This is a genomic window from Pseudoxanthomonas sp. GM95 (assembly GCF_900109775.1).
Taxonomy (GTDB): Bacteria; Pseudomonadota; Gammaproteobacteria; order Xanthomonadales; family Xanthomonadaceae; genus Pseudoxanthomonas_A.
The window spans coordinates 1,156,091-1,168,902 of sequence record NZ_FOAX01000002.1 but is presented as its reverse complement, the minus strand read 5'-3'; the positions used below and the strand labels follow the sequence as shown (position 1 = coordinate 1,168,902).

Here is a 12,812-nt window from a genome sequence, read left to right as displayed (position 1 = left end):
TGTGTCCGCGCACGACGCGGGCCACGCTGGCCGGCATGGCAAACGCCCATTCCCACGACCACGCCGATCATGGCCACCACGGCCATGATCACGCCCACGACGCACCGGCCGCGCACGATCACGCGCATGGCAGCGCCGGCGGACACAGCCACAGCCATGACACCGGCACGCGCGGTTACGCGGTGGCGATGCTGGTCAACCTGGCCTACACCGCACTGGAGGCCGGCTACGGCTTCCACACCAACTCGCTGGCCCTGCTCTCCGATGCCCTGCACAACCTGGGCGACGTGCTCGGCCTGGGCCTGGCCTGGGCCGCGGCTGCGCTGGCCCGTCGCCAACCAACCGCGCACCACACCTATGGCTGGCGCAAGGCCACGCTGCTGGCGCCACTGGCCAATGCGATCGTCCTGATGGTGTTCTCCGGCGGCCTGGCCTGGGAGGCGATCCGCCGTTTCAGCGAGCCGCCGTCGATCCCGGCCCTGCCGGTCATCGTGGTCGCCGCGATCGGCATCGCGGTGAACCTAGGCGCGGGCTGGCTGCTGCACGGCGGCGGTGGGCACGGACATTCCCACGGCGGCCACGACCTCAACCGACGGGGCGCGATTCTGCACCTGATGGCCGATGCCGCCGTGTCGCTGGCGGCGGTGATCGCCGGCGTCGGCATGTGGTGGCTGGGTTGGGAATGGCTGGATCCGGCGACCGCGCTGCTGGTGGGCGTGGTGATCGCGGCGGGCACTTACGGCCTGCTGCGCGAGAGCTTCTCGGCGGCGATGGACGCGGTGCCTCAACACATCGACCAGGCCGCGGTGGGCGACTTCCTCGCCACCCAACCTGGCGTCAGCGCGATCCACCACCTGCACATCTGGCCGCTGGGCGCGGGTGAAGTCGCCCTGACCGCGCACCTGGTCCGGCCGGTGGCCGAGCACGACGACGCCTTCATCGACGCCACCGCCAAGGCCTTGGCCGAACGCTTCGGCATCAGCCACGCCACCCTGCAGCTGGAACGCGGCCAGGCCTGCACCCAGCCCTGCCACGGCGCCCATGCCGCCGGCCACGCGCCACACCCCTGAATCACCGATTGCGGCATCGCAAACCCGGCCGGCGCTGCCTTTCGCCTATAATCCCGGGTTTGACGAACCTCTGGACCCGACGATGCTGAACGACATCAAGAACGACGCGCAGACGCGCATGAACAAGAGCGTCGAGTCGCTGCGTCACGACCTGACCAAGCTGCGCACCGGCCGCGCCACCACCGCGCTGGTCGACCATCTGAAGGTCAACTACTACGGTTCGGACATGCCGCTGACCCAGGTGGCCTCGGTCGTGGTGAGCGACGCGCGCTCGCTGACCATCACCCCGTGGGAAAAGCAGATGGTGTCGGCCGTGGAGAAGGCGATCCTGGGCTCGGACCTGGGCCTGACCCCGAACACCGCCGGCACCGTCATCCGCATCAACATCCCGGCCCTGACCGAGGAGCGCCGCAAGGACCTCTCCAAGGTCGTGCATTCCAACGGCGAAGACTCCAAGGTCGCGATCCGCAACATCCGTCGCGACGCCAACCAGCAGGTCAAGGACCTGCTGAAGGAAAAGGAAGTCACCGAGGACGACGTGCGCCGCAGCGAAGAAGAGATCCAGAAGATCACCGACAAGGCCATCAAGGATGTCGACGAGGTGGTCAAGGCGAAGGAACAGGAACTGATGGCGGTCTGAGCGGGTCACATCGTCTCCGTGACCGCCATGCCACCACCCCTGCCCCCGGTCCCGCGCCACCTGGCCATCATCATGGATGGCAACGGGCGCTGGGCCGAACGCCGCCGCCGCCCGCGCATGATCGGCCATCGTGCCGGCGCGCGCGCGGTCAACCTGTGCATCGATTTCTGCCTGGAACGCGGCGTCCAGGCGCTGACCCTGTTCGCCTTCTCCAGTGAAAACTGGGGCCGCCCGGCCGAGGAGGTCGGTGCGCTGATGAAGCTGTTCATGGGCGCGCTGGAGCGCGAAGTCGATGAGCTGCATCGGCGCGGTGTGCGCGTGCGCTTCATCGGCCAGCGCGACCGTTTCGCACCCGGCATCGTCCAGCGCATGGATGCAGCCGAAGCCCTGACCGCCGCCAACACCGCGCTGACCCTGGTCATCGCCGCCAGTTACGGCGGCCGCCAGGACATGGCCCAGGCCGCGCGCACGCTGGCGATCGAAGTCGCCGCCGGCCGTTTGAAGCCCGAAGACATCGACGAGGCCCGCCTCGGCGCCCAGGTGGCGCTGGCCGACCTGCCGGCGCCGGACCTGTTCATCCGCACCGGCGGCGACCATCGCATCAGCAATTTCCTGCTGTGGCAGCTGGCCTATACCGAGCTGTGGTTCACCGAGACCCTGTGGCCCGACCTGGACGCCACGGTCCTGCAAGCCGCCCTGGACGACTTCGCCATGCGCGAACGCCGCTTCGGCCTCACCGGGGCCCAGGTGGCCGCGACTGGAACCGCGCCATGACCCGTACCCGCGTGCTTGCTGCCCTGGTCATGGCCCCACTGGCCATCCTGGCGATCCTGTTCCTGCCAACGCCGTGGATGGCCGCGCTGGCCGCGGCGATGTTCCTGATCGGGCTGTGGGAATGGCTGAAGCTGGCCGAGATCGAGGACACCCTCTCGCGCACCGTGCTGGTGCTGCTCAACCTGGCATTGATGGTGGTGCTGACCTGGGCCAGCCGCTCCAGCGCAGGGTTCTCGCCGGCGCTGTTCCAGATCGTGTCGCTGGTCGGCGCCATCTGGTGGCTGGCCGCGCTGCTGTGGCTGCGCTTCTACACCTTCGCCTCGGACCACCAGACCTGGGCGCGGCTGTTCAAGCTGGCCGCCGGCACCCTGGCCATCGTGCCGGCCTGGTGCGCGCTGTGCCTGATCCACTCGGGCAACTTCGCCAGCCTGGGCAGCCTGTCCGAACACCTGTGGCTGCTGACCGCGCTCGCCATCGTCTGGGCCGCCGACAGCGGCGCGTACTTTGCCGGCCGCGCATTCGGCAAGCGCAAGCTGGCCCCGCGCATCAGCCCGAACAAGACGATCGAAGGCCTGCTGGGTGGCCTGGTCGCCGGCGTGGTCGTCGGCCTGCTGGGCGGCTGGCTGGCCGGCGTCGAACTCTCGCAGATCGGCGCCCTGGCCCTGGTCAGCATCGCCACGGTGCTGATCTCGGTGGTTGGCGACCTGTTCGAAAGCCTGCTCAAGCGGCATGTCGGCGCCAAGGATTCTGGCCACCTGATTCCCGGCCACGGCGGCATATTGGACCGCATCGACGGCGTGGTCGCCGCGCTGCCGGTGTTCCTGATCGGCCGCGAGCTGCTGGGCTTCTAGAGGATGGACCTGATGCCTCTCGTTTCACGCCGCGTCGCGGTCCTGGGCGCCACCGGGTCAATCGGCACCTCGGCGCTGGACGTCATCGCCCGCCATCCGGGCACCCTGCGCGCCACCGTCCTGGCGGCCGGCAGCAACGTGGCCGCCTTAGTCGCCCTGTGCCGCACGCACGCGCCCGATCATGCGGTGATCGCCGACGAAAGCCGTTTCGCCGAACTGCGCGACGCCCTGGCCGACGCCGGCCTGGCCACCCAGCCACACGCGGGCAACGCAGCGCTCGACGCCCTGGTCGCCGGCGATGCCTGCGACACCGTGGTTGCCGCGATCGTCGGCGCCGCTGGCCTGTCCTCGACCCTGGCCGCGGCCCATGCCGGCAAGCGCCTGCTGCTGGCCAACAAGGAATCGCTGGTCCTGGCCGGCGCGCTGGTCATCGCCGCAGCCGATGCCGCCGGCGCCGAAATCATCCCGATCGACAGCGAGCACAACGCGGTTTTCCAGTGCCTGGGCTCGCGTGAAGCCGGCGCCCAGGTCCGCAAGATCGTGCTGACCGCCTCGGGCGGGCCCTTCCGCGGGCGCAGCCGCGCTTCGCTCGAAGCGGTCACCGTCGCCCAGGCCGTGGCCCACCCCAAGTGGTCGATGGGCCCCAAGATCTCGGTCGATTCGGCCACCTTGATGAACAAGGGCTTGGAGCTGATCGAGGCCGCGCACCTGTTCAATGTCGGTCGCGACCGCCTGGATGTGCTGGTCCATCCGCAGAGCCTGGTGCATTCGCTGGTGGAATTCATCGACGGTTCCACCCTGGCCCAGCTGGGATTGCCGGACATGCGCACCGCGCTGTCGATCGGCCTGGGCTGGCCGCAGCGCATCGACTCGGGCGTGGGCGGGCTGGACCTGTTGCGCCACGGCAGCCTGGATTTCGAGGCGCCTGACATGGACGCCTTCCCCTGCCTGCGTCTGGCCTGGCACGCGCTGGAAGCCGGCGGCGCGGCCCCGGCCGTGCTCAATGCGGCCAATGAATCCGCTGTTTCAGCGTTTCTTCAGGGCAAAATCGGTTTCCTAGCGATCCCTGCATTGGTCGAGGATGCCCTCGCCGCCCATGCGCACGCCCCGGCCGACAGCCTGGACGCGCTGCTGGCGGCCGACGGCCTCGCGCGGCAATTCAGCCAGGGCTGGATCCATCGCACCACCACAGGCCAAGCCCGTTCCGCATGAGTGAAATCGCAGGCTCCATCTGGTGGATGATCGTCGCGCTCGGCGTGCTGGTCACCTTCCATGAGTTCGGCCATTACTGGGTCGCGCGCCGTTGCGGCGTGGGCGTGCTGCGTTTTTCCGTGGGCTTCGGCAAGCCCATCTGGTCGCGCCGCAACAAGCACGGCACCGAGTTCGCGATCGCGCCGATCCCGCTGGGCGGCTACGTCAAGATGCTGGACGAGCGCGAGGCCGACGTCCCCGCCGAACGCCTTGGCGAAGCCTTCAACCGCAAGCCGGTCCTGCAGCGCATCGCCGTGGTGGCCGCCGGTCCGATCGCCAACCTGATCCTGTGCGTGGCCCTGCTGTGGGCCATGTTCGTGATCGGCAAGGAAGATTTCGCGCCGGTGGTCGGTCGCGTCGACGGCATCGCGCAGCAGTCGGGCTTGCGCCCGGGCGATCGCCTGCTGGAACTGGATGGCCGCAGCATCGCCACCGCGACCGAAGCCACCATGGGCCTGGTCGGCGCGGCGATGGACAACCGCGATGTCGATGTCCAGGTCGAGGACGCCGCCGGCAACCGCATTACCCGCAAGGTCTACACCTCGCGCCTGCCGGCTGGCTTCGACCAGCAGAACGTCACCGGTGGCATCGGGCTGCGCTGGCAGTTCGCGGTGGAACCGGCCGAAGTGCGCGAGATCGCGCCGGGCTCGGCTGCCGCCGGCGCCTTGCAGCCGGGCGACCTGATCACCGCCGTCGATGGCGAGCCCGTCGATGACGCCAGCGCCCTGCGCCCGATGATCCAGCGCTTGGGCGCGCGCGGCGGCGAAGTGATGGTCGAGGTCGAGCGCGAAGGCAGCCGCCTGGCCCTGCCGCTGCAGCCGCAGCGCATGACCGATCCCAACACCCAGGCCGATTTCTGGGGCCTGGGTATCGTCCTGGGCCGCGGCACGCCGCCGGCCTACGACGCCCTGCAGCGATACGGCCCGCTGGCGGCGATCCCGGTCGCCGTGCGCCAGACCGGGCAGCTGGCGTCCGATTCGTTGGGCATGATCCGGCGCATGTTGACCGGCCACGCCTCGCTCCAGAATGTGTCGGGCCCGGTCACGATTGCCAAGGTCGCGAACGCCTCTGCCGAACGCGGTCTCACCTGGTTCCTGCAGTTCCTGGCGCTGCTCTCGCTGAGCCTGGCGATTGTGAACCTGCTGCCGATCCCGGTCTTGGACGGCGGACACCTGCTGTATTACCTTATTGAGTTGGTCAAGGGCAGCCCGCTGAGCGAGCGGGCCATGGCCGCGGGCCAGTTCGCTGGCCTGGCCATCCTGGCCGGCCTGATGGGGCTGGCGCTTTACAACGACATCCTGCGCCCGGTGATCTGATGCCCTTCACTGCTCCACTCTTGGCCGCCATCCGGCGGCCTGTCCCCTGCGGGGGTCTTTCCGAAACCAGTTCTCCGACGGATGTGATGATGACGCGACTCCCGACCCGCCGCCTGCTTGCCCTCGCCCTGGCGTCCGCCATCGCGACTCCGGCCTGGGCCCAGTCGACCGCCCCGAGTGCGCCCGCGTTCGGCACGCCACAGTCCGCATCGCCTGCCGCCTTCGGCATGCAGCAGCCGCCGGCATCGCCTTCCGACTTCGTCGCCACCGACATCCGCGTGGACGGCGTGCAGCGCATCTCCAGCGGCACGGTGCTGACCTACCTGCCGGTCGAGCGTGGCGACACCATCACCCAGGCCAAGATCGGCGATGCGATCCGCGCGCTGTACAAGACCGGGTTCTTCGAGGACGTGCAGCTCTCGCGCCAGGATTCGATCCTGGTGGTCACGCTGAAGGAGCGTCCGGCGATCAACAAGCTGACGCTGACCGGCAACAAGGACATCAAGACCGAGGACCTGACCAAGGGCCTGAACGACATCGGCCTGTCAGAGGGCGGCACCTTCGACCGCCTGGCGCTGGACCGCGTCACCCAGGAACTGGTGCGCCAGTACAACAACCGCGGCAAGTACAACGTGGTGATCACCCCGACGGTGAGCCCGCTGGACCGCAACCGCGTGGACGTCACCATCGCGGTCAAGGAAGGCAAGGCGGCCAAGATCCGCCACATCAACCTGATCGGCACCGAGAAGTTCCCGAACGAGGACATCACCGCCGGCTGGGAATCGCAGGAGCATAACTGGCTGTCCTGGTACCGCCGCGACGACCAGTACTCCAAGGAAAAGCTCTCCGGCGACATCGAGAAGCTCAACTCGTATTACCTGGACCGCGGCTACGTCGACTTCAGCCTGGACTCGACCCAGGTTGCGATCAGCCCGGACAAGAAGGACATGTTCCTCACCGCCGGCGTGACCGAAGGCGAACAGTACACCGTGTCCGACGTGAAGGTCAGCGGCGACACGATCCTGCCGCAGGAGCGCGTCGAGAAGATGGTGCTGGTGCGCAAGGGCCAGATCTTCTCCCGCCGCCTGCTGGAGATCACCTCCGACTCGATCACCGCGACCCTGGGCAACGTCGGCTATGCCTTCGCCCAGGTGAACCCGATCCCGACCGTGGACCGCGAGAAGCGCACCGTCGCCATCAACATGCAGGTGGTGCCGGGTCCGCGCGTCAACGTGCGCCGCATCGAATTCAAGGGCAACGCGCGTACGGCCGATGAAGTGCTGCGCCGCGAAATGCGCCAGTTCGAAGGCGCCTGGTATTCGCAGGCCGCGATTGATCGTTCCAAGGTTCGCCTGCAGCGCCTGGGTTACTTCGAGACCGTGGACGTGACCACCCAGCCGGTGCCGGGCACGCGCGACCAGGTCGACGTGATCTACAACGTCAAGGAAACCACCTCGGGCAGCTTCACCTTCGGCCTGGGTTACTCGCAGCTGGGCGGCGTCACCACCTCGGTGCAGCTGTCGCAGAACAACTTCCTGGGCGGCGGTAACCGCGTGGCCGTCGAAGCCTCGCGCAGCTACTACCTGGACCGCTACTCGTTCTCCTTCACCAACCCGTACTTCACCGACGACGGCGTGTCGCTGGGCTACAACCTGTCCTACAGCAACCTGGACTACTCGGACTACAACACCGCCGCGTACTCGTCCAAGAACACCGCTGCGCAGGCGATCCTGGGCATTCCGCTGAGCGAAAGCGACAGCGTGTCGCTGATGTTCGGCATCGACTCGACCCAGGTCAGCGTCTACGAAGGCACCACGCCGCAGGCGATCGTCGATTACGTCAAGGCGCTGGGCAGCCGCACCTTCCACGCCTGGCGTTCGCAGATCGGCTGGGCGCGCGATACGCGCAACGACTACTTCATGCCGACCCAGGGTATCTACCAGCGTGTCTCGGCGGAAATCACCCTGCCCGGCTCGACGGTCGAGTACTACAAGCTCAACTACGAGTTCTCCAAGTACTGGATGCTGAGCCCGGCCTTCGTGCTGCGCACCGGCGCGGAACTGGGTTACGGCGACAGCTGGGGCAAGGACACCACGCGCACCATCTGCACCGTGTCCGACACCAACCTGGCCGCCACTGACTGCGGCAATGCCGGCGCGGTTGCGACCACTTACACCGCCAGCGGCCTGCCGTTCTACGAGAACTTCTACGCCGGCGGCGTGCGCTCGGTGCGCGGCTTCGAGGACAACACCCTGGGTCCGCGTTCGGAAGCGACCGCGTACTACAGCAAGGGCCAGCCGCTGGGTGGTTCGCTCAAGACGATCGGCCAGCTGGAGCTGATCTTCCCGAAGCTGTTCGACTCCAACGCTGCGCGCATCTCGGCCTTCGTCGACGTGGGTAACGTCTACAACGGCTACAACGAGTTCCACGCCAACGACCTGCGTGCCTCCACCGGCGTGGCGCTGCTGTGGCGCGCACCGGTCGGCCCGATCTCGATCAGCTACGCGTTCCCACTCAAGACCCAGCCGGGCGATGAGATCGAGCGCCTGCAGTTCACCTTCGGCGGATCGTTCTAAGTTCCGGCGCTCGCGCTGGCACGACGAGGCCCGGCTTGTCCGGGCCTTCGTTTGTGCGGTGCGGGCTCGGGGTAAAATCCCTGAATGAGCACATCCCCCCATACCGCCGGTGACCTGGCTGAGCGCTTCGGCCTGACGTTGCATGGCGATGCGAAGGTCGCCGTGACCGGCGCGGCCACGCTGGCCGCCGCGCAACCCGGACAACTCGCCTTCCTGGCCAATCCGCGCTACGCCGAGCTGCTGGCCACCACGCAGGCCTCCATCGTGATCGTCTCGCCCGACCACGTCGAAGGCGTGCGCGGCACCGCGCTGGTGGCCAAGGATCCACACGTGGCCTTCGCCAAGGTTTCCGAGCTGTTCGAATCGAAGTTCGAGCGCCCAGCCGGTATCCATCCCACCGCAGTGATCCATCCCAGCGCGCAGATTGCCGCCAGCGCCAGCATCGGACCGCACGTGTGCGTGGGCGAAGGCAGCAGCATCGGCGAGCGCAGCGTGATCGGCCCGGGCAGCGTGATCGGCGAGCATTGCATCGTGGGCGATGACTGCGAGCTGGTCGCACGCGTAACCCTGGTGCTACGCGTGCGCCTGGGCCGCAACGTGCGCATCCATCCGGGTGCGGTGCTGGGCGCGCAGGGCTTCGGCATGGCCATGGAACATTGCCGCTGGCTCAACGTGCCCCAGCTCGGCGGCGTGGTGGTCGGCGACGATTGCGAGATCGGCGCCAACACCACCATCGATCGCGGCGCACTGGAAGACACCGTCCTGGAAGAGGATGTCCGCCTGGACAACCAGATCCAGATCGCCCACAACGTCCACGTCGGTGCGCACACCGCCATGGCCGCGCAGGTGGGCATCGCAGGGAGTGCGAAGATCGGCCGCTATTGCATGCTGGCCGGCAAGGTGGGCGTGTCAGGCCACCTGGAAATCTGCGACAAGGTCACCATCCTGGCCATGTCGATGGTCGCCGGTCCCGTGACCGAGCCCGGCGTCTACGCTTCTTCCCTTCCCATCACCGATGTCCGCACCTGGCGCAAGAACGCAGCGCGTTTCCGCCAGCTGGACGCCCTTGCGCGACGCATCCCTTCGGCTGCGCGCGGAGACTCAGAACAATGAACGACGAAGTCCAAATCCAGCTGCCGATCCGCATGCCAGAACTGCTGAAGCTGCTGCCGCACCGCTATCCGTTCCTGCTGGTGGACAAGGTGGTCGAGCTTGAACCGCACAAGCGGATCAAGGCGGTCAAGAACGTCACCATGAACGAGCCGTTCTTCCAGGGCCATTTCCCCGGCCATCCGGTGATGCCGGGCGTGCTGGTGATCGAGGCGCTGGCCCAGACCGGCGGCATCCTCACCCAGGTCTCGCGCAATACCAACGCGTCCGATCGCGAGTTCTACCTGGTCAAGATCGAAGGTGCCAAGTTCTCGCGCATGGTCGTGCCCGGCGACGTGCTGGAGCTCAATGTCGAGATCAAGCGCGTGATCCGCAACATGACCTTCTACAGCTGCGTGGCCAGCGTCGATGGCGAACAGGCCGCCTGCTGCGAAGTCCTGTGCGCCGAAGCCCCCAAGAAGGAGTAATCCGATGACCGACACGCTGATCCATCCTTCCGCGGTCATCGACCCGGGCGCGAAACTGGGCGCCGGCGTGCAGGTCGGCGCGTTCACCCTGATCGGCGCCGAGGTGGAAATCGGCGATGGCACCATCGTCGGCCCGCATTGCTCGATCACCGGTCCGACGACCATCGGCCGCGACAACCATTTCGTCGGCCATGTCGCCGTCGGTGGCCAGCCGCAGGACAAGAAGTTCGCAGGCGAGCGCACCGAGCTGGTGATCGGCGACCGCAACGTGTTCCGCGAGTTCGTCACGCTCAACCGCGGCACCGTGACCGGCACCAGCGTCACCCGCATCGGCAACGACAATTGGCTGCTGGCCTACACGCACGTCGCGCACGACTGCGATGTGGGCAACCACTGCGTGTTCTCCAACAACACCACGCTGGCCGGCCACGTGACCGTCGGCGATTGGGTGATCTTCAGCGGCTTTTCCGGTGCGCATCAGTTCTGCCGCGTCGGTGACCACGCCTTCATCGGCATGGGCGCGCTGCTGGGCGGCGATGTCACGCCGTTCACCATGGTCGCGGCGGACGAACACGGCCGCCCGCGCGGCATCAACAGCGAAGGCCTCAAGCGCCGTGGCTTCGATGCCGAGCGCATCTCGGCGATCAAGCGCGCTTACCGCACTCTGTTCGTGGCCGGCCTGCCGCTGGCCGAAGCGCAGCAGCAGCTGGCCGAACAGGCGCAGGGCAGCGAAGACGTCAAGGCGATGCTGGACTTCATCACCCGTGGCGAGCGTCGCCTGCTGCGCTGAGCGCACGCATGCACGCCATGGATACGATCAACACCGCCTCCCACCAGACTCTGGCCGAACTCACCGCAGGCGCGGGCGCAACGCGCCGCCTGCGGATCGCGCTGGTCGCCGGTGAAGCCTCCGGTGATGCGCTTGGCGCGGACCTGATCGCGCAGCTGCGCCAGCGCCATCCCGATGCGGTGTTCGCCGGGATCGGCGGCGACGCGATGCGCGCGGCCGGGCTGGAAGCCTGGTTCGACGCCAGCGAACTGGCGGTGATGGGCCTGGCCGAAGTGCTGCGCCACCTGCCGCGCCTGCTCAAGCTGCGCAAGTCACTGCGCCAGCAGCTCGTCAACTGGCAGCCGGATGTCTTCATTGGCATCGACGCGCCGGACTTCAACCTGCCGGTGGAGCGCTGGTTGAAGCAGCGCGGCCTGCGCACCGTGCATTACGTCAGCCCGTCGGTCTGGGCCTGGCGCGAGAAGCGCGCGCAGAAGATCGGTCGCAGCGCGGACCTGGTGCTGTGCCTGTTCCCGATGGAGCCGGAGATCTACGCGCGCCACGGCATCGACGCGCGCTACGTCGGCCATCCGATGGCCGATGCCTTGCCGCTGGTGCCCGATCGCGACGCGGCACGCGCGCAGTTGGGCCTGAGCCCGCGGCCGGTGCTGGCGGTGCTGCCCGGCAGCCGGCTGGGCGAGATCGGCCGGCTGGCTGAACCCTTCATCGAAGCCGCGCGCCTGGTCGCCGAGCAGGTACCGAACCTGCAGGTCGTGATTCCCGCGGCCAACGCCGCCTGTCGCGCCGCGCTGGAGCCGCTGCTGGCGGCCACGCCGTTTCCCTCGCCGCGTCCGCAGTTGCTGGACGGCCAGGCGCGTGAAGCAATGGTGGCCAGCGATGTGGTCCTGCTCGCTTCGGGCACGGCGACGCTGGAGGCGATGCTCGCCAAGCGCGCGATGGTGGTCGGCTATAAGGTCGCGCCGCTGTCGGCGTGGATCGCGCGCACGCTGCGGCTGCTCAAGGTCAAGCGTTTCGCCCTGCCCAACATCCTGGCCAACGCCGACCTCGCGCCCGAGCTGATGCAGGAAGACTGCACCCCGGAAGCCCTCAGCGCCGCCGTGCTGCAGTGGCTGCAGACGCCCGCCGCGATCGATGCGCTGCAGTCGCGTTACGCACAGCTGCACGCAGAACTGCGCCAGGACGCCTCGGCCCGCGCCGCAGACGCCATCGACGCGCTGGTGCACACCACGCCATCGAAGGCCGCATGAGCGAAGCCGCCGCATTGCTGGTTGCCGGCGTCGACGAAGCCGGCCGCGGCCCGCTCGCCGGGCCGCTCACCGTCGCGGCGGTGGTGTTCGATCCGGCACGTCCACGCATCAACGGGCTGGACGATTCCAAGCAGCTCAACGCCGCCAAGCGCGAACTGCTCTATGGCCGCATCGTCGAGCGCGCCCTGGCCTGGCACGTGGTGGTGATCGACGTGGCCGACATCGACCGGCTCAATATCTACCAGGCCACGATGCGCGGCATGCGCCTGGCAGTGGAAGCCGTGTCTCACGTCGCGGGCGTGGCCCACATCGACGGCAACAAGGTGCCGCCCGGCCTGCCCTGCCCCGGCCATGCGCTGATCGGCGGCGATGGCCTGGACCGCGCGATCATGGCCGCCTCGATCCTGGCCAAGGTCACCCGCGACCGGATGATGCTGGCCCTGCACGATCAACATCCCGAATACGACTTCGCCGCGCACAAGGGCTACGGCACGCCGACCCACCTGGCGGCGCTGCGCGCACACGGCCCCTGCGTGCAGCACCGCCACAGTTTCGCGCCCGTGCGCGAGGCCGCCGCGGCCCGTGCCGGGCGGGGCCAGGTCGCGCTGTTCTGAATCCAGCCGGCGCAGCGCGGCTTGCCTGCGCCGCCCCGCCTTGCCATCCCACACGCTGCGCGCCTGAACACGCGTCGGCCTGCCCGTTTTCCGTCCGATCCGCGGC

General features: G+C 68.1%; 12 protein-coding genes. All 12 read left to right on the top strand.

Annotation, left to right across the window (positions count from 1 at the left end; translation table 11 throughout):
• Positions 1-35: 35 nt before the first annotated feature.
• The 12 genes from BMZ17_RS13205 (at position 36) to BMZ17_RS13150 (ending at position 12,706) form a co-directional block, all read left to right on the top strand.
• The gene (locus BMZ17_RS13205; RefSeq protein WP_093139755.1) at positions 36-1,070 is read left to right on the top strand and encodes a cation diffusion facilitator family transporter; all 1,035 of its coding nucleotides are present in this window, start codon (positions 36-38) and stop codon (positions 1,068-1,070) included.
• Between the two features lie 82 nt (positions 1,071-1,152).
• A complete protein-coding gene (gene frr, locus BMZ17_RS13200) occupies positions 1,153-1,710 on the top strand; it encodes a ribosome recycling factor (RefSeq protein WP_093139014.1) in 558 nt (185 codons plus the stop codon).
• Between the two features lie 27 nt (positions 1,711-1,737).
• Positions 1,738-2,484, top strand: a complete 747-nt coding sequence (gene uppS, locus BMZ17_RS13195) for a polyprenyl diphosphate synthase (protein WP_093139013.1) — start codon at positions 1,738-1,740, stop codon at positions 2,482-2,484.
• A complete protein-coding gene (locus BMZ17_RS13190) occupies positions 2,481-3,335 on the top strand; it encodes a phosphatidate cytidylyltransferase (RefSeq protein ID WP_093139012.1) in 855 nt (284 codons plus the stop codon). Before uppS ends, BMZ17_RS13190 begins: the two co-directional genes overlap by 4 nt.
• Positions 3,336-3,347: 12 nt before the next feature.
• A complete protein-coding gene (gene dxr, locus BMZ17_RS13185; RefSeq protein WP_093139750.1) occupies positions 3,348-4,547 on the top strand; it encodes a 1-deoxy-D-xylulose-5-phosphate reductoisomerase in 1,200 nt (399 codons plus the stop codon).
• Entirely contained in the window at positions 4,544-5,902 is a 1,359-nt protein-coding gene (rseP, locus tag BMZ17_RS13180) for an RIP metalloprotease RseP (protein ID WP_093139011.1), read from the top strand. The genes dxr and rseP overlap by 4 nt, the downstream gene beginning before the upstream one ends.
• A gap of 89 nt (positions 5,903-5,991) precedes the next feature.
• Complete coding sequence (bamA, locus tag BMZ17_RS13175) at positions 5,992-8,478, top strand: outer membrane protein assembly factor BamA (protein ID WP_093139746.1); 2,487 nt, start codon at positions 5,992-5,994, stop codon at positions 8,476-8,478.
• 84 nt (positions 8,479-8,562) lie between these two features.
• Positions 8,563-9,591, top strand: coding sequence for a UDP-3-O-(3-hydroxymyristoyl)glucosamine N-acyltransferase (lpxD, locus tag BMZ17_RS13170; RefSeq protein ID WP_093139010.1), 1,029 nt, complete (start codon positions 8,563-8,565; stop codon positions 9,589-9,591).
• Positions 9,588-10,055, top strand: coding sequence for a 3-hydroxyacyl-ACP dehydratase FabZ (gene fabZ / locus BMZ17_RS13165; protein WP_093139009.1), 468 nt, complete (start codon positions 9,588-9,590; stop codon positions 10,053-10,055). The genes lpxD and fabZ overlap by 4 nt, the downstream gene beginning before the upstream one ends.
• 4 nt (positions 10,056-10,059) lie before the next feature.
• Positions 10,060-10,845, top strand: a complete 786-nt coding sequence (gene lpxA / locus BMZ17_RS13160; protein WP_093139008.1) for an acyl-ACP--UDP-N-acetylglucosamine O-acyltransferase — start codon at positions 10,060-10,062, stop codon at positions 10,843-10,845.
• 17 nt (positions 10,846-10,862) lie between these two features.
• Entirely contained in the window at positions 10,863-12,092 is a 1,230-nt protein-coding gene (gene lpxB / locus BMZ17_RS13155; protein ID WP_254775294.1) for a lipid-A-disaccharide synthase, read from the top strand.
• Entirely contained in the window at positions 12,089-12,706 is a 618-nt protein-coding gene (locus BMZ17_RS13150; protein WP_093139006.1) for a ribonuclease HII, read from the top strand. The genes lpxB and BMZ17_RS13150 overlap by 4 nt, the downstream gene beginning before the upstream one ends.
• Positions 12,707-12,812: the final 106 nt, after the last annotated feature.